Here is a 17,191-nt window from a genome sequence, read left to right as displayed (position 1 = left end):
CTACAGGGAGATGGCCTCAGGGCCCAGGAGGGCCTTGATGTCGGCGGCGAAGCTGGGTGCGGCGTTGACCGGCCACTCCGGCAGGGCCATCACCATCGTCTTGCCCGCCGGCCGGCGCAGGTTGATCTGGAGCGGCACCTGGCCCTGGTGGGTCTTCAGGACCTGGCGGAGCTCGTCGAGGAGGCTCGGCGTGATGCGTTCCTCGCGCAGCTGCAAGGTGATCGGGGCGCCGTTCTCGCTGTTGACGCCGGAGACGTCGATGAGCGTCATGTCCTGGGCGAAGATGCTGATCGCGCCGTCGCGGTTGTTGATCTGGCCGCGTACGGACACCACGATGTCGGGCCGCAGCTCGGGCCCGTACAGCTCGTAGTTACGCGGGAAGAACAGGCACTCGACGGCGGCGTCCATGTCCTCGACGGTGATGATCGCCCAGGTGTTGCCGGCCTTGTTGACCCGCCGGTCGACCTTGGTGACGAGCCCCGCGACCTGGACGTCGCCGCGGTCCTCGCGGCCGCTGTCGAGCAGGTCGGCGATGGTGGTGTCGCGGTTGCGCGCGAGCAGGCGCTCGGTGCCGGCCAGCGGATGGTCGGAGACGTAGAGGCCGAGCATCTCGCGTTCGAAGTCGAGCTTGGTCTTCTTGTCCCACTCGCCCTCGGGCACCGCGATGGAGAACACCTCGTCGTCGCCGTCGTCGGCCAGGCCGCCGAACAGGGAGTCCTGGCCGTGGGCCTCGTTCTTCTTGATGTCGATGACGGACTCGACGGCCTGCTCGTGGATCATCAGCAGGCCCTTGCGCGGGTGGTCGAGCGAGTCGTATCCGCCCGCCTTGATCAGCGACTCGATGACCCTCTTGTTGCAGGCGGTCAGCGGCACCTTGGCGAGGAAGTCGTTGAAGTCGGTGAAGCGGCCCTTCTCGGTGCGGGCCTTGACGATGCCGTCCACGACGTTCTCGCCGACGTTGCGTACGGCGCCCATGCCGAAGCGGACCTGCGTGTCACCGACGGCGACGAAGTCGAGCTGGGAGTCGTTGACGTCGGGCGGGAGCACCTGGATGCCCATCTTGCGGCACTCGGCGAGGTAGACGGCCGCCTTGTCCTTGTCGTCGCCGACGGAGGTGAGCAGGGCGGCCATGTACTCGGCGGGGTAGTTGGCCTTGAGGTAGGCCGTCCAGTAGGCGACGAGGCCGTAGCCGGCGGTGTGGGACTTGTTGAAGGCGTAGCCGGAGAACGGCAGCATGACGTCCCAGAGCGCCTGGATGGCCGCGTCGGAGTAGCCGTTGCCGCGCATGCCGGCCTGGAAGTTCTCGAACTCCTTGGCCAGGATCTCGGGCTTCTTCTTACCCATGGCGCGGCGCAGCAGGTCGGCGCCGCCGAGCGAGTAGCCGGCCAGCTCACGGGCCACCGCCATGATCTGCTCCTGGTAGACGAGCAGGTGGAAGGTGGGGCCGAGGATCGGCTCGAGCGCCTCTTTCAGCTCGGGGTGGATCGGCTCGATGTCCTGGCGGCCGTTCTTGCGGTGGGCGTAGTTGGTGTGGGCGTTGGCCGCCATCGGGCCCGGCCGGTAGAGGGCGAGGACTGCCGCGATGTCCTCGAACCGGGTCGGCTCCATGAGCTTGAGCAGCGAGCGCATGGGCCCGCCGTCGAGCTGGAACACGCCCAGCGTGTCACCCCTGGCCATGAGCTGGTAGGTGGTGGCGTCGTCGAGCGGGATGGTGAGCGTGTCGAGCTCGATGCCGCGGTTCTGCTTGATGATCTTGATGGCGTGGTCGATGATGCCCAGGTTCCGCAGACCCAGGAAGTCCATCTTGACCAGGCCCATGTCCTCACACGACGGGTAGTCGAACCCGGTGATGACGACGCCGTCCTTGTCACGCATGTGCATGGGGATCAGGTCGAGCAGCGGCGTGGAGGACAGGATGACCGCCGCCGCGTGCACGCCGGTGCCGCGGATCAGGCCCTCGATGCCGCGCCCGGTGTCGATCACCTTGCGGACGTCGGGGTCGGAGTCGTAGAGGGCGCGGATTTCGGTGCCCTCGACGTAGCGGGGGTGCTCGTCGTTGAACAGGTCGGCCAGCGGCACGCCCTTGCCCATGACGTCCGGCGGCATCGCCTTGGTGATCTTGTCGCCCATGGCGAAGGGGTAGCCGAGGATGCGGCTGGCGTCCTTCACGGCGGCCTTCGCCTTGATCGTGCCGAACGTGTTGACCTGAGCGGTGTACTCGCTGCCGTACTTCTGGGTGACGTAGGCCACCATGCGGTCGCGCTGGCGGTCGTCGAAGTCGAGGTCGATGTCGGGCGGGTTGATGCGCTCGGGGTTGAGGAACCGCTCGAACAGCAGGCCGTGCTCCAGCGGGTCGAGCTCGGTGATGCGGGTGGCGTAGGCCACGATCGAGCCGGTGGCGCTGCCTCGGCCGGGGCCGACCGGGATGCCGTTCTCGCGCGCGTAGCGGCAGATGTCGGCCACCACGAGGAAGTAGGAGGAGAAGCCCATCGGGCCGATGACCTTCATCTCCGTCTCGTAGCGCTCCGTCACCTCGGCGGGGACGGGCGTGCCGTAGCGCTCCTCCAGGCCGCGCTCGACCTCCTTGCGCAGCCACGACTCCTGCGTCTCGCCCTCGGGCACGTCGGGGTAGTCGGGCATGCGGTCGACGTGGGCGAACACGTCGCCGTAGTCGCCGATCATCTCCGCGACCAGCAGCGTGTTGTCGCACGCCTCGGGCAGCTCGGGGAACAGGCGGTACATCTCCTCGGCCGGCTTGAGGTAGTAGCCGGAGCCGTTGAAGCGGAAGCGGTTGGGGTCGTCCTTGTTCTTGCCCACGCCGACGCACAGGAGGCTGTCGTGCGCGTCGGCCTGGTCCTCGGTGACGTAGTGGGAGTCGTTGGTGACCAGCAACGGGATGTCGAGCTGCTTGGCCAGCCGCAGCAGGTCCTGGCGCACCTCGCGCTCGATGTCGATGCCGTGGTCCATCAGCTCAAGGAAGTAGTTCTCCTTGCCGAAGATCTCCTGGTACTCGCCGGCCACCCGCACGGCCTCGTCGTATTGGCCGAGGCGGATGCGGGTCTGCACCGCGCCCGACGGACAGCCGGTGGTGGCGACGATGCCCGAGGCGTACTGCGAGATGAGGTCTTTGTCCATGCGGGGCTTGGAGTAGTAGCCCTCGAAGCTCGCCAGCGACGACAACCGGAACAGATTGCGCAACCCGTCGGCGTCCTTGGCCCACATCGTCATGTGCGTGAACCGGCCGCCGCCCGAGACGTCTTTCCCGCCCTCGCCGTCGGCCACGCCGGTCTCGGCCCGCTGCCCCCAGAAGACCGGCTTCTTGACGAACCGGTTCTCCGGCGCGACGTACGCCTCGATGCCGATGATCGGCTTGACCGGGGAGCCCGAGGCGACCTTCTGGAACTCGTACGCGCCGAACATGTTGCCGTGGTCGCTCATCGCGATCGCCGGCATCTCCAGCCGCTCGGCCTCCTTGAACAGCGGCTTCAGCTTCGCCGCGCCGTCGAGCATGCTGTATTCGGTGTGTACGTGCAGGTGCACGAAGGACTTGCTCACCCGGTCCCCTAACCTTCGCCCCGGCCAGACTTACCGCATGAGCCTATTCCGTCCCAGCCCTCACTCGGAGCGCCGGAGGGGTCTCCGGCGACGGCCGTGAGCCGAACGACTGAGGTCAGCCGTAGCGCGTCAGCTCGTGGAAGAAATCGGGGACGGTGGCCAGCTCCCGCGCGTCGCGGACGGTGTCGTAGACGTGCTTGGCGACGGCCAGGTCCAGCACGCCCAGACCGAACGGCGAGAAGATCACCGGCCGGTCGGCGGGCGGCCGCAGCGCGCCGGTGAGCACGTCGTACAGCGTGCCCGCCACGAAGTCCCGGTGCCCGGTCAGCTGCTCGGCGAGGTGCGGCGAGGTGCCGGCCTTCATGCAGTGCTCGACGTCGTCCACGACGTTCCACGCCGACAGGATGATCTCCGGCGACAGGTCGCGCAGCGAGACGTGCAGCACCAGCGGGTCGTGCGCCAGCCAGGCGGGGTCGGTGACGTGCGGCTCGCCGGCGACGGTGGCGAAGACGACCAGGTCGTACGAGCGGATCAGCTCCTCGGCCGTGTCGCAGACCCGGACCTTGCCGGCCCCGGCGCGCTCCAGATAGTCGCAGAACCCCCGCGCGTGCCCCGCCACCAGATCGTGCACGCCCACCTCGTCGAAGGAGAACCCGCCCGCCACCAGATAGGTGTGGATGTACCGGGCGATCAGCCCCGTGCCCACGAACCCCACCCGGGCAGGGAGCCGCCCCCGCGCCGCGCTCAGCTCGGCCGCCGCCAGGGCCGCCGACGCCGCCGTACGCGAAGCGCTGATGATCGAGCTCTCCAGGCAGGCGAACGGATACCCGGTCTCCGCGTCGTTGAGCACCAGCACCGCCGACGCCCTGGGCAGCCCGGCGGCGACGTTGCCGGGGAAGCTGGAGATCCACTTGATGCCGTGCACGCCGACGTCGCCCGCCACCGACGCGGGCAGGCCGATGATGCGCGAGGAGGGCCGGTCGGGGAAGCGCAGGAAGAAGGAGTCGGGGTTGACGGTGGCGCCGGCGCCGTGCAGCTCGTACGCGCGGCGCACCACGTCGATCACCACGGTCTCGTCGCCCGACAGCGCGCGGTGCACCTGCGCTCCCGGGATGACGGCGAAGGACGGTGACGCATCCATGTGCGGGGCTCCTGTTCTTGAGAGGGACATGAGAGGGAAATAGGTCTAGGCCCACCGGAAGTCAGGGCATCGCTCCACTGACGGCCCTGCCGGGCGCGGGCATCGTGGGTGCATGACGAGATCGATAGGGAAGTTCTGCTTCCAGCACCGCTGGAAGGTGGTCATCGCCTCCCTCCTGTTGATGGTGGCGGGCTTCGCCGCGGCCGGGTCGGTCGTCGGCGGGATGTCCGCGGTGCAGCAGCAGAACGTCCCCGAGTCGTTGCAGGCCAGGCAGCTGCTGGGCGAGGGCGGCTCGCAGGTCGTGCTGCTGGTCGAGGGTGTGGACCCGCAGGCGGAGGCGACCAGGGCCGCGCTGGCCCGTACGGCCGAGGCCGTCCGCGGCCTGGAGGGCGTCACCGGCGTGGACGAGCCGCGCACCGCCTCCGACGGCAGCGGCGTCATGCTGGCCGCCGGGATCTCCAAAACGGGGGAGGAGGCGACCGCCCTACGCGTCGCCGACGCCCTCAGGAGCGCCGGCGACGGCCTGCCGGGAGCACGGGTGCGCATCGGCGGTGACGCCTGGCTGCGGTACCAGACCAAGATGGCCGCGCAGACCGACATGCGGGACGCCGAGTTCAAGGCGCTGCCGCTGACGTTCGTGGCCCTGGTGATCGTCTTCGGCGGGGTGGTCGCGGCCGGGCTGCCGCTGATCACCACCATCGTCAGCGTCGGCGCGGCCTTCGCGGTGCTGCTGGCCATCTCGCAGGTGATTCCGCTGGACGGCAACGTCACCACCGTGGTCACCCTGCTCGGGCTCGGCCTGTGCATCGACTACGGCCTCCTGCTCGTCGGCCGGTACCGCGAGGAGCTGGTACGCCCGTACCGGCGGGCCGCGGCGGCCGGGGGCACGCGGATCAGCCTGGAGGAGCGCGCCAAGGCGGTCGAGCGGACCTGGGCCACGGCCGGGCGCACGGTGATGTTCAGCGCGCTGACGGTCGCGGCGGCGCTGACCGGGCTCATGGCGTTCAACGCCGTCGGCCTGCGCGCGGTCGCCGCGGGCGGCGCCGCCGTCTCGCTGGTCGCCATGCTGACCGCGCTGACCATGGTGGCCGCGCTGATGCGGCTGTTCGGCGGGCGCATCCACCCCTCGCGGCGGGCGCTGCGCGGCGAGGACCGCGTCGGCGGGTTCTTCGAGCGGCTGATCAGCCGGGTGCAGCGCTTCCCCGTGCTGGTCGCGGTGGGCATCGTGGTCGTGCTGGTGGCGCTCGGGGCGCCGATGCTGAGCGCCAAGCTCGCCCTGTCGGGCACCAAGATCCTGCCGCCCGACCTGGAGTCGGTGCAGGTGTCGAACGTGCTGGCGGCCAAATACGGGCGTACCGACCGGCCGGCCGTGCTCGTGCTGGCGCGGACCGAGCCGGAGCGGCTGCAGCAGTGGGCGGAGCGCTGGAAGGGCGATCCGGCGGTCGTCCGCGTGGAGACCGCGCGGCCCGACGGCCCCGGACTGTCGTCCGTGGCGCTGGCCGTGCGCGGCGACACCCAGGGGCCGCCGGCCCGCGAGCTGGTCGAGCGGGTCCGCGCGGACCGGCCAGGCGACTTCCGCATCTGGGTCGCCGGCCAGGCCGCCGAGCTGGTGGACGTCAACGCGCTGCTGCGCGACGGCATGCCGGTGGCGCTGAGCGTCACCGCCGCCGCGATGCTGGTGCTGCTCTTCCTGCTCAGCGGGTCGATCCTGGTGCCGCTGACCGCGGTCGCCATGGCGGTGGTCTCGCTAGGCGCCACGTTCGGGGTGCTCGTGCTGGTCTTCCAGGACGGCTGGCTGTCCGGGGCGCTGGACACGCTGACCGTCGGAGGGCTGGATCCGTTCGCTCTCGCGGTCATCTTCGCCTTCGCGTTCGGTCTCTCGATCGACTACGAGGTGTTCCTGCTGGGCCGGATCAGGGAGCACGTGGACGAGGGTCTCGGCACCCGCGCGGCGGTCCGGGCCGGCGTGCGCGACACCGGGCGGATCATCACCTCGGCCGCGCTGCTGATGCTGGTGGTGTTCGGCACGTTCGGCATGGCCAGGATGGGCGACATCGAGCAGATCGGCATCGGGCTGTTCGTGGCCGTGCTGGTGGACGCCACCCTCGTCAGGTGCCTGCTGGTGCCGTCGGTGATGACGCTGATGGGCCGGGCCAACTGGTGGGCGCCGGCGCCGCTGCGCCGCCTGCACGCCCGGTTCGGGCTGCGGGAGGCGGAGCCCGCGCCGCGCCCGCTCATCGAGGTCGGTCAGTCGGCGCGGACAGGGGACTGAGGTGGCCGCACACGCGGGGTCCGCCGGCCGGACGGCCGGCGGACCACACCGGTCACCAGCGCCATTCGCGCTGGTCGAGCAGGTGCTCGGCGGTGACGCCGTGCGCCTTCGCCCAGCTCAGGAACTCGTCGATCTGCTGCAGCTGGTACGAGCTCTCGTTGTAGCTGGTCGCCATGACGTGCCCCAGCCAGCTCTCCTCGCCCATGGCGTAGATGTACGCCTCGCGGGTGCCCAGCTCGGTCACGATGTCGGCCGCCTGCGCGGCGTCGGAGCCGGAGAGCTTGCGCGAGTCGCTCATCCGCTTGGGCACCGGCCGGGTCAGCAGCGCCTGGTAGAGCCAGGTCAGCGGCGCGCCGTCGCACTCCATGCCGAGGAAGGCCATGTCGGCCGTCCCCAGGTGGGAGCGGACGTGCCGGTAGAGCGCCGGGTCCACGCCGGAGGAGTCGGCCCCGACGAAGACGGACCGGCCGGCCAGGCGGATCCAGTAGGTGGACTTGGCGCGGATGTCGAGGCTGGCGTGCTCACCGAGGAACGGCGCGGCCACCACCTCGCCGCCGGGGAAGGCCACCTCGTCGAAGGTGTCGACCTCGGTGACGTCCATGCCGAGCTGCCGCAGGTAGAGCGCGAGCGACGGGTCGGACAGGTTGCCGCCGGAGGAGCGCGGCACCACGACCGTGCCGATGCGGCCGCGCAGCTGCAGCAGCGACTCCAGCACGATGTGGTCCTGGTGGCCGTGCGTGATCAGCGCGAGGTCGATGTGGTCGGGCAGGTCGTCGTAGGTGTAGCGGCCGGACGCCGTGGAGTCGCCGCTGATGAACGGGTCGGTGATGATCGCCGCCTCGGGCGACTGCAGCACCAGGCAGGCGTGGCCGAAGTAGCGGACCCGCCCGCCCGACTCGATGTGCCGCTCCGGCCGTCCGGGAGGCTCGGGCGCGAGCAGCCGGGCGAGGCCCGCGGCGGTCTCGTCGTCGGAGATCTCCAGCGCCTCGCGCAGCGCGGCCAGCGTGGTGGGCCGCAGCCGGGCGTCGAACAGCGCGTCGATGCCCCGGTGCCGGAAGGGCAGCGGCAGGTCCACCACGCCGGGGTTCGGCAGGCGCGGCGTGCTGAGGATGAACGGCCGCTCGATCCCGGTCTCCAGCGACAGCTGCACCGACTGGCGCGCCTCGATGAAGGCCGGGCTGTGGTAGATCAGCGGCTCGAGGAAGCGCAGCGACGGCTGGTTGTAGGTGTCGTAGACCAGCTCGACCAGGCCCGACAGGGCGGGCGGCAGCTTGGCGTAGAGCGGGGTGAGGTCGAAGCCGGTGGCGTTCTCCTCCAGCAGCTGCTCGGCCTGCGCGATCGACTCGGCGAAGTCCAGCATCGCCGCGCGCTCCGACCTGATCGCCGCGACCAGCGCCTTCACCTCGTCCGCCCGGCTCTCCGGCACGTTGACGAAGTAGCCGCCGCGCAGCTCAGGGTTGGCGCAGGCGGCGACGTGCGCGGGAGGCGACTCCAGGTACGACTCCAGCAGCGGCACCTGGAGGAAGGCCAGGTTCATCGACGCCTGGACCGGCGTGAACGTGTGCATCCAGGCGTAGAAGCGGTCCACCAGCGGTTCGATGATGGCGTTGGCGTGCAGATAGCGTAATTCGTGATCCATGTCGGCTCCTGGGTGACGTGTGATGATCCGTTAGGAGGCTTCCGCGCCGGTGGGGACGGCGACCTTCGGGCTCTCCCCGGACAGCAGCGCCTGGTAGACCGAGCGCAGGGTGGGGCTCGGGTCCACGCCGAGCTCCTCGGCGAGCAGCCGCCGGCCCTCCTGATAGACCGACAGCGCCTCCTCGCGGCAGCCCTCCTGGTCGAGGGCCATCATGAGCTGGGCGCGGAAGCGTTCCTGCAGGGGGTGCTGGATGACCAGGTCGACGAGTTCGGGGATCAGCCGGGCGTGCCGGCCGAGCGCCAGCTCCGCGTCGATGAGCGAAGACAGCGCAGTCAGGCGGGCCTCTTCGAGGCGCGGGCGTTCGATCTGGATGAGGTGTTCCGTGACGTTCGACAGCGCAGGGCCATGCCACAGGCGTAACGCCGAGCGGAACCAGTTGACGCTCTCCTCGTAGCCGCCCAGGCGCAGCGCGCTGTGCCCGAACCTGACCCTGGACTCGAACAGCTCCAGATCGAGGTGACCGTGACAAACCTGCAGCAGATAGCCGGGGTGGTGCCGCCGGATCGTCACGGCGGGCGCGAGTTGCTTGCGCAGCCGCGACGCGTAGGTATGGATCTGGGCGCTGGCGGTGGCCGGCGGCCGGTCACCCCACAGCAGCTCACCGAGCCGCAGATCCGACACCACCTGGCCCCGCTGGAACAGCAGGGCCGCGAACATCGTGCGCTGCTTCGACCCCTGCAGCGCGATCTCGCGATCCCCCTGCCACGCGGTCACGGGACCGAGAACCCTGAACTCCAGTCGCGAATTTTCCATGTCATGCAACCCACGTCGATTCGTGAACATGGATCCCCCTTGTCGTGGGTGGATGTACGGGCGGCCGCCGGTCTTGCGCGCGGACTCTGTTACGGTCTGCACGACCGCGATCGCGGGTTGTTTTGACCGGCGCGACGCCCGGGCACCGGCAGTCGCCCCCGTTCGCCGCCCATGGCTTCCGAGACTAGGTGTGCGGCTCTGGCCTGTCCAGGGTCGCCGCAAATATAGACGCCATATAGCGGCGTGTCACATAATGTCGCTGCCATTTATCACATCCGATTCTTTCCGAATCCGCCGGCGACGCGTCACCGCAGCTCGGCGCGGGGATGGCGCGGGATATATAAGCCGCGTATAGCTCGCCCCGGCACGATGGAATTGTGCTGAGAGAGCAGAGCCGCGGGGTGAACGGAATACTCGGAACCATCGGGAACACGCCGCTGATCAGACTGGACCGATTGTCCGCGGACACGGGTGTGAACCTGTTCGCCAAACTCGAACGGTTCAATCCGGGCGGCAGCATCAAGGACCGCACCGCACTCAACATGGTCGTCGGGAAGATATACAGCGGAGAAATCGTGCCGGGCCGGTCGGTGGTCGTCGAATCCAGTTCGGGAAATCTCGGCATCGGGCTGGCGCAGATCTGCCGCTATTTCGGCCTGCGTTTCGTGTGCGTGGTCGACCCGAAGACGACCCGGCAGAACATCGAGATACTCAAGGCGTACGAGGCGTGCGTCGAGGTGGTCACCGAGCGCGACCGCGAGACCGGCGAGTACCTGCCCACGCGGCTGCGCAGGGTGCGCGAGATCATGGCCGCCGAGCAGCACGCCTTCTGGCCCAACCAGTACGCCAACCCGCTCAACCCGCAGGCCCACGCGACGACCATGCGGGAGATCGCCGACGCGCTGGACGGGCGGGTCGACTACCTGTTCTGCTCGGTCAGCACCTTCGGCACGCTGCGCGGCTGCGCCGAGTACGCCCGCGGCAACGCGCTGGGCACCACCGTCGTCGGCGTGGACGCGGTCGGCAGCGCCATCTTCGACGGCGAGCCTGAGCCCCGGCTGATCTCGGGCCACGGCGCATCCGTCGCGCCCGCGCTGCTGGACCGGCGGCTCGCCGACGAGGTCGTGCACGTCTCCGACCTCGAATGCGTGGTCGGCTGCCGGCGGCTGATCCTGCGGGAGGCGATCCTGGCCGGCGGCTCGTCGGGGGCGACGGTCGCGGCGCTGGAGAAGCGCGGCCCGCACCTGCCGCGCGGGGCCAACTGCGTGCTGATCTTCCCGGACGGCGGCGACCGCTACCTGGACACCGTCTATTCGGACGCATGGGTCACCGAGCACTTCGGCGAGGTGGCCCACCTGTGGAAGAGCCCAGACAGGGCGGCCCCCGGCGCGGACGACGCGGTCGCCCCCGGAGGAGGGGAGGCCGCATGCGGCATCTGATCTCGATCGACGACCTCACCGACGACCAGCTGCGGCACATCGTCGAGCGCGGCGTCGGCTTCGCGACCGGCCGCAACGGCGCCGCCCGGCCGCTGGCGGGCCAGGTGGTCGGCGTGTACTTCCGCCGCACCTCCACCAGGACCAGGACCGCGTTCTCCAGCGGCGCCATGCGCCTCGGCGCGCACCTCATCGCGTACGGGCCGGACGACCTGCAGACCAACACCGGCGAGACCACGCAGGACACCGGCAAGGTGTTCGCCCTGATGCTGGACGCCCTGGTGGCGCGCACGGCGGACGACCCGGCCGAGATGCGCGGCTGGGCCGACCAGGACCGCATGTCGGTGATCAACGCGATGAGCTCCGACGAGCACCCCACGCAGGCGCTGGCCGACCTGGTCACGTTGCAGCGCCGCTTCGGCGCCGTGGACGGCCTGCGCGTGCTGTACGTCGGTGAGGGCAACAACACCGCCACCGCCCTGGCGCTCGCGCTGGCCCGCTTCTCTGACGTCGAGCTGGAGTTCCGCACCCCGCCCGGCTACGGCCTGCCCGAGGAGCTGCTCGGCCGCGCGGCGGAGCGGGCGCGGCGCACCGGCTCGTCGGTGACCGAGCGGCACGACATGGACGAGGGCACCGCCAAGGGCTTCGACGTCGTCTACACCACGCGCTGGCAGACGACGGGGACCAGCAAGCCCGACCCCGACTGGCGGCGGATCTTCCAGCCGTTCCAGGTGACGGAACGCCTGTGGGAGGGCAACCCGGAGGCGGTCTTCATGCACGACCTGCCGGCGCACCGCGGCGAGGAGGTCACCGCCGAGGTGCTCGACGGCCCCGCCTCCATCGCCTTCGAGCAGGCCGCGGGCAAGCTGCACAGCGCGATGGCGGTGCTGGAGTGGTGTCGGGCGGGGTGAGCGCCCGCGGCGGCGTGCGCAACCCCGACTTCCTGAAGCTGTGGGCCGGGGCGGGCCTGAACCACCTGGCGGTGCGGGTGGGCGCCATCACGTATCCGCTGCTGGCGCTCTGGCACTCGGGCTCGCCCGGCGTGGCCGGGCTGGTGATGGCCGCCGTGCTGCTGCCCAACCTGGTCGTCCAGCTGCCCGCAGGGGTGCTGGTCGACCGGCTCGACCGGCGCCGGCTGATGCTCTGGTGCGACGTGGGCTGCGTGCTCGTGACCGGCTCGGTCGGCGGGGCGCTGCTGGCGGGCGCGTACTGGACGGCGCACCTCGCCGTGGCGGGTTTCCTGCACGGCGCGCTCTGCGTCGTCCACGCGCTGGCCGAGCAGGCGGCGGTGCGTCACGTGGTCAGCGCGGGCGAGCTGCCCGTCGCGCTCGGCAGGAACGAGGCCAGGTCACGCGGCGCCGCGCTGCTCGGCCAGCCCGTCGGCAGTGTGCTGCTCGCGGCCGGGCGCACGCTGCCGTTCCTAGTCGCCGCCGCCGCCCATCTGGCCTCGCTCCTGCTGCTGCTCACGATCAGAAGGGACCTTCAGGAGAGCCGCGGCCCGGCGGCCGAGCCGCCGCTGCGCGCGGTGCGGGCCGGCGCCGCGTGGCTGTTCGCCCGGCCGTTCCTGCGCACGCTGGTGCTGCTGCTGTCGGCGTCCAACGTCGTCTTCCAGGCCGTCACGCTGGCGCTGATGGAGATCGTGGTGCGCGGGCACGGCTCGGTCGCGCTCGTCGGCGTGATCACCGCGCTGAGCGGGCTCGGCGGCATGGCGGGCGCGCTCACCGGGAGCTGGTGGGCGCGCAGGGCGGGCCTGCGCCCGCTGGTGATCGGCGCCTTCGCGCTGTGGTCCCTGGTGATCGCCGCGCTCGCCGTCAGCACGTCGCCGCCCGTGCTCGCGCTGCTCTACACGCTCATCGGGTACGCGGGCGGCGCGATCAACGTCTCCGCTCACGTCCGGCTGGTCCAGGTCACCCCCGACGCGCTGCTCGGGCGGGTGACCAGCGTCGCCCTGCTGGTCGGGATGGGCCCGGCCGCCGCCGGCTCGCTGGCGGCCGGCCTGCTCCTGGACGCGGCGGGGACCACGCGCACCGTGCTCGGCATGAGCGCGGTCATGGCGCTGCTCGCAGCGGTGGCCGCGCTGAGCCCTGCGCTACGCGGTGAGCCCACGGCTCGCGCACAGAACAGAAGGGGAAAGTGATGTCGGTAAGAACACCACGCATAGCCGTCCTGGGGGCCGGGATCGGCGGGCTCACCGCCGCCGCGACCCTCCTGCGGCAGGGCTTCGACGTGGACGTCTACGAGCAGGCGACCACGCTGCGGGAGGCGGGCGTGGGCCTGCACCTGGGCTCCAACGGCAGCCGCATCCTGCACAGGCTCGGCCTGGCCGCCGGGCTGGACGCGGTCGCGGTGCGGCCCGCCGCGCTGGAGGTGCGCGGCTTCGACGACGGCCGGGTCTTCGCCAGGCAGCCGATGGGGGCGGCGTGGGCGGACGAGCACGGGGCCCCTTACTACACCGTCCAGCGCTCCGACCTGCTCGGGCTGCTCGCGGGGCTGGTCCCCGAGCGGCACCTGCACCTCGGGCGGCGCTGCACCGGCTTCGCCGAGGACGCGGACGGCGTGCGGCTGAGCTTCGAGCGGGGGCCGGCCGCCGAGGCGGACGTGCTCATCGGCGCGGACGGCGTGCACTCGGTGGTCAGGCGCGCCGTCGCCGGGCCCGAGACGCCCGTCTCGTCGGGCTCCGTCGCCTATCGCGGGGTCGTGCCGTTCGACGCGCTGCCCGGGCTGGCCCGCGACACCATGTTCGTCTGGCTCGGGCCGTCCTCGCGGCTGCTCGGCTATCCCGTGGCCGGCGGGCGGCTGCTCACGTTCGTCTCGATCGTGCCCGAGGACGGCGACGGCGAGGCCGAGTCGTGGAGCGCGTACGGCGACGCGCGGGCCGTGGCCCGGGCACTGACCGGCTGGGAGCCCGACGTGCGGCGCATCGTGAGCGCGATCGACGCGGTGGGCCGGTGGGTGCTGCGCGACAGGGCGCCCCTGGAGCGGTGGAGCACGGCGCGTACGACGCTGCTCGGCGACGCCGCCCATCCGATGCTGCCGCACCACGGCCAGGGCGCCAACCAGGCCATCGAGGACGCCGCCGCGCTCGCGCTCTGCCTCGGCCAGGAGCCGCGCGGCCCCGGCTGGCCCGAGGCGGCCCTGCGCCGCTACGAGCAGGTACGCCGCCCGCACACCACCCGGGTGCAGCTCGGCTCGCGCGGCGGCGGCTCCCTGCGGCTGCACGCGCCGGAGCCGGCCAGGGTGCCCTGCTCGACCCCGCTGCCCAGGCCCGCCGCGCCGCGCGGCGACGGGCTCGGCTCGATGGTCGAGGACGTCGGCTGGATCCAGAGCTACGACGTCGAGGCCGCGCTGACCGGAGCCTGACGAGATCCGGGCGTATAGGGCAGGTATGGGGGTCCTTCCTATCGTTCCTGCGAGATTGACGGATCGGCCGTCGGAGGGCGGGAGACGTGGAAGAGCCGCAGCCAGCGCAGTCAGCGCAGCCGGCACGAAACGGTGACGGTGAGCCTGGGCAGCCGCCGGCCGCGCACCAGCGGCGCTTCCTGGTGCGGGCCGACCCAGGCGCCCGCGCGCTGGCCGGGCACTGCGCCCGGTGGCAGGAGGCGTACATCGGGGCGGTGTTCGTGTCGGTGGGGGCGAAAGGGGAGCCGGCCGAGCTGGTCGAGATGTTCCTCGCGGCCGGATGCGTCGGGCGGCTGGTCACCTTCTACCAGCCGCACCTGGTGCCCGAGCTGGCCGAGCTGGCCAGGCTCGCCGAGACGACCTGGCGCACCGCCCGCCCGGACGGCGCCGCCTCGGAGGCGTACTGGATGGAGGTGGCCGAGGTGCTCGCGGTGGGGGCGACCGAGACGGCCGGGTTCGGCCGGGACGTCATCGAGCGGGCCGCCGCGACCGCGACGCAGCTGAACGGCGCGCTGGGCCGCGGCGAGCTGCCCACCCCGAAACCGCTGCCCGCCCCGCCCGCGAACGGCGCCCCCGCGGGGCCGCCGCCCGCAGGGGGGACGGCCGCGCGGCTGCTGCGCGAGGGGGCCCGGCTGGTGTCGCTCGAATGCGAGCAGCGCATCGAGGCCTTCCACGACCTCGGCGACACCCATCCCGCTTCTCCTGCTCCGGAGGCTTCGTGAAGACTTCCACGATCGTCAAGACCGTCCTCGACTTCGACGTGGCCGAATACGTCACGGCCGCCCGCGTCGCGGGACGCCGCCACCTGGACCCCGCGCTGCGCGGACGGATGGCCGACCTGTACGTCGACCTGCACGCCCTGCTGACCGGCTCGCCGGCCACGCTGGACCGCCGGGAGCTGCGCGTGCTCAGGCTGGCCGAGCTGGCCCTGCAGAGCGAGTGGAAGCTGGCCGCGCGGACGGGCGAAGGCGTCGAGCCCGGCGGGCCCGAGGGCCCCAGAGGCACCCGCTACCAGCCGTACAGCAACGTCAGACTGCTCAACCACGCGCTCGGCACCCGCAGGCACGCCAGCGACGCGGTGGTGGAGCGGCACTGCCGCCAGGCGCTGAAGTACCTGGTGGACTCCTGGCTCGGCTACGAGCGCCGCACGGTGCGCGGCGAGGAGACGTGGGGCCAGCTCGACCTGCCCACGCCACGCGAGTCGGAGGAGCGGCTGAGCCGGCTGGAGGCGCTGCGCGCGGCCATGCGTCCGTGGCCCGCGCTGCTCGACCCCGGGCCCGCGCCGCCGCCGCGCTGGGAGGACTACCTGGGCGAGGCGGGCCGGGCGCGGATCCTCGAATACCTCATCAACCTGCCGCAGAGCAGCAAGCACGAGGAGAACGTCTTCCTGCGCGTCATCCACCTCACGGAGGCGGCCACGTCGGGCATCCTCGCGCGTACGGTCGCCGCCAACGCCTGGCTGGAGTCCGGCGGCTACGGCGCCGCGGTGCGCTGCCTGGCGCTCGCGACGGAGCTGGCCCTGCTGCAGATCGACATCATGCTGGTGCTGCGGCGCACGATGTCGGTGGAGAGCTTCCTCGGCTTCCGCAAGGACACCGAGAACGCCAGCGCCATCCAGATGGCCTCCGCACAGACGCTGCAGATCCACCTGCTCGGCGTGCACCCCCGCAAGGTCGAGGCGCTCGGCGGCATCGAGGAGAACGCCTTCCTGCTGCTCTACCTCAACCGCCACTTCCAGCCGCTCAGGTCGCTGCTGCAGCGGCTGGAGGAGACGGACGAGACGCGGCCGGTGTTCGCCGCCGCGCGGGAGCTCGACGAGGCGTTGTTCCGGTGGCGGCGGCTGCACCTCGGGCTCGCGCACCGCTATCTCCCCAAGGACGTGATGGGGTCCGGCGGCACGGTGGGGGCGCCGTACCTGTCGGGGTTCTACCACGATCGGATCTTCGACGCGGAGGGCCGGCTGTTCCCGCATCCCGTGCCGCTCGCGATGCCGCCGATCGACGAGCGGGTCAGGGCCCGCTCCGTCTTCTCCCCGCTCAACTGAGCGATCAGGACGGCCCGTCGGGCCGACATACCGAAAGGAAACTCCATGGCAGGCATGATGGACAGGCGGCGCATGCTGGGCGTGTCGGCGGGCGCGGCGGCGGCCACCGTGGTCGGCGCGGCGACCGCCGGGCAGGCTGCGGCCACCCCCGGGCACCGGCTGCCTCCGGTCCCCGGCATGAAGGGCGACCGGGTGGCCAACGAGTTCTGGTACGCCTTCGACCAGGCCACCTGGCACGAGGCCAGCCAGGAGTTCAAGGACGCCTGGGCGGCGGTGAAGGCGTACTTCGACGGTGGTGACGCCGAGCTGGCCATGGTGCTGGCGTGGATGGAGGACATGCAGTCCCCGTCGTACCCGGCCGGCTACGTCAACCTCGTCAAGCCCATCAAGGAGCCGCTGCGCGTCGTCTCCCGCATCCAGCTCGAAGTCTTCGACCGCTTCTACCCGCTGCACCACCCGCACAGCCGCGACCGGCTGGCGAGCGCGTTCGCCGACTTCGGCCAGGGCGTCCTGTACGACCCGCGCATCGAGGGCGTGCACTCCATGAACGGCCAGCCCGCGCCGGCCGGCTACCACATCTGGCACGCGATCCTGCGGGCGCAGACGTTCCTCGGCATCGACGCGTGGAAGTGGCAGATCATCGACCCCATGGTGGGGCTCGGCTGGGGGCTGCAGTCGATCGCGAAGCCGTCCCAGAAGGAGTGGAACCCGCCGCTGCCCCGCCACGTCGTGCGCGAGCAGAGCCGCAAGTGGCTCAGGCGGAGCCCGAGAGAGCTCGACCGGGCCTTCCTGTCGCAGCCGTACCCGGAGGACAACCCGGGCGGAAACCCGGCGGAGACGCAGGCGCAGCTCTTCACCGGGAAGACCGTGCGGTAGGACTGGACCCACCGGG

At 71.3% G+C, this 17,191-nt stretch carries 12 protein-coding genes; 8 read left to right on the top strand and 4 right to left on the bottom strand.

Translation table 11 applies throughout. From position 1 onward, the window contains the following. Nucleotides 1-3,555: a DNA polymerase III subunit alpha gene (gene dnaE / locus ACFFR3_RS03560; RefSeq protein WP_379482582.1), complete on the bottom strand. Its 3,555-nt coding sequence runs from the start codon at nucleotides 3,553-3,555 to the stop codon at nucleotides 1-3. A 115-nt stretch (nucleotides 3,556-3,670) separates the two neighbouring features. Further along, complete coding sequence (gene sbnB / locus ACFFR3_RS03555) at nucleotides 3,671-4,696, bottom strand: 2,3-diaminopropionate biosynthesis protein SbnB (RefSeq protein WP_379482581.1); 1,026 nt, start codon at nucleotides 4,694-4,696, stop codon at nucleotides 3,671-3,673. 112 nt (nucleotides 4,697-4,808) lie between these two features. On the opposite strand from sbnB, the gene ACFFR3_RS03550 reads away from it, so the two are divergent. Beyond that, on the top strand, nucleotides 4,809-6,968 hold the full coding sequence (locus ACFFR3_RS03550; protein ID WP_345396922.1) for an MMPL family transporter: 2,160 nt from the start codon (nucleotides 4,809-4,811) through the stop codon (nucleotides 6,966-6,968). 52 nt (nucleotides 6,969-7,020) lie between these two features. On the opposite strand, the gene ACFFR3_RS03545 is transcribed toward ACFFR3_RS03550, so the two are convergent. After that, complete coding sequence (locus ACFFR3_RS03545; protein ID WP_345396925.1) at nucleotides 7,021-8,607, bottom strand: MBL fold metallo-hydrolase; 1,587 nt, start codon at nucleotides 8,605-8,607, stop codon at nucleotides 7,021-7,023. 30 nt (nucleotides 8,608-8,637) lie between these two features. Next, nucleotides 8,638-9,381 (bottom strand): AfsR/SARP family transcriptional regulator, encoded by a 744-nt coding sequence (locus ACFFR3_RS03540; RefSeq protein WP_345396928.1) that lies wholly within the window; start codon nucleotides 9,379-9,381, stop codon nucleotides 8,638-8,640. Between the two features lie 416 nt (nucleotides 9,382-9,797). Between ACFFR3_RS03540 and sbnA the strand changes: the two genes are divergently transcribed. The 7 genes from sbnA (at nucleotide 9,798) to ACFFR3_RS03505 (ending at nucleotide 17,175) form a co-directional block, all read left to right on the top strand. After that, nucleotides 9,798-10,859: a 2,3-diaminopropionate biosynthesis protein SbnA gene (gene sbnA, locus ACFFR3_RS03535; protein WP_379482580.1), complete on the top strand. Its 1,062-nt coding sequence runs from the start codon at nucleotides 9,798-9,800 to the stop codon at nucleotides 10,857-10,859. Then, nucleotides 10,847-11,767, top strand: a complete 921-nt coding sequence (locus tag ACFFR3_RS03530) for an ornithine carbamoyltransferase (RefSeq protein ID WP_364365553.1) — start codon at nucleotides 10,847-10,849, stop codon at nucleotides 11,765-11,767. Before sbnA ends, ACFFR3_RS03530 begins: the two co-directional genes overlap by 13 nt. Continuing rightward, on the top strand, nucleotides 11,764-12,993 hold the full coding sequence (locus ACFFR3_RS03525) for an MFS transporter (protein WP_345396934.1): 1,230 nt from the start codon (nucleotides 11,764-11,766) through the stop codon (nucleotides 12,991-12,993). Before ACFFR3_RS03530 ends, ACFFR3_RS03525 begins: the two co-directional genes overlap by 4 nt. Then, nucleotides 12,993-14,216, top strand: coding sequence for an FAD-dependent monooxygenase (locus ACFFR3_RS03520; protein ID WP_364365559.1), 1,224 nt, complete (start codon nucleotides 12,993-12,995; stop codon nucleotides 14,214-14,216). Before ACFFR3_RS03525 ends, ACFFR3_RS03520 begins: the two co-directional genes overlap by 1 nt. An 86-nt stretch (nucleotides 14,217-14,302) precedes the next feature. Next, nucleotides 14,303-14,977, top strand: a complete 675-nt coding sequence (locus tag ACFFR3_RS03515) for a hypothetical protein (protein WP_364365562.1) — start codon at nucleotides 14,303-14,305, stop codon at nucleotides 14,975-14,977. Then, nucleotides 14,974-16,299 carry a hypothetical protein gene (locus ACFFR3_RS03510; protein WP_345396946.1) on the top strand — a complete coding sequence of 442 codons (1,326 nt, stop codon included), beginning with the start codon at nucleotides 14,974-14,976 and terminating at the stop codon, nucleotides 16,297-16,299. The genes ACFFR3_RS03515 and ACFFR3_RS03510 overlap by 4 nt, the downstream gene beginning before the upstream one ends. A gap of 45 nt (nucleotides 16,300-16,344) precedes the next feature. Continuing rightward, nucleotides 16,345-17,175: a hypothetical protein gene (locus tag ACFFR3_RS03505; protein WP_345396949.1), complete on the top strand. Its 831-nt coding sequence runs from the start codon at nucleotides 16,345-16,347 to the stop codon at nucleotides 17,173-17,175. Nucleotides 17,176-17,191: the final 16 nt, after the last annotated feature.

This window comes from Nonomuraea salmonea (assembly GCF_042428605.1).
Lineage (GTDB): Bacteria > Actinomycetota > Actinomycetes > Streptosporangiales > Streptosporangiaceae > Nonomuraea > Nonomuraea salmonea.
This window is presented reverse-complemented; position numbering and strand designations above follow the sequence as displayed.

Excerpts from the sequence above, each read along its gene's own strand:
- sbnB (WP_379482581.1), bottom strand. The coding sequence starts at position 4,696 with ATGGATGCGTCACCGTCCTTCGCCGTCATCCCGGGAGCGCAGGTGCAC.
- ACFFR3_RS03550 (WP_345396922.1), top strand. The coding sequence starts at position 4,809 with ATGACGAGATCGATAGGGAAGTTCTGCTTCCAGCACCGCTGGAAGGTG.
- ACFFR3_RS03545 (WP_345396925.1), bottom strand. The coding sequence starts at position 8,607 with ATGGATCACGAATTACGCTATCTGCACGCCAACGCCATCATCGAACCG.
- ACFFR3_RS03530 (WP_364365553.1), top strand. The coding sequence starts at position 10,847 with ATGCGGCATCTGATCTCGATCGACGACCTCACCGACGACCAGCTGCGG.
- ACFFR3_RS03520 (WP_364365559.1), top strand. The coding sequence starts at position 12,993 with ATGTCGGTAAGAACACCACGCATAGCCGTCCTGGGGGCCGGGATCGGC.
- ACFFR3_RS03505 (WP_345396949.1), top strand. The coding sequence starts at position 16,345 with ATGGCAGGCATGATGGACAGGCGGCGCATGCTGGGCGTGTCGGCGGGC.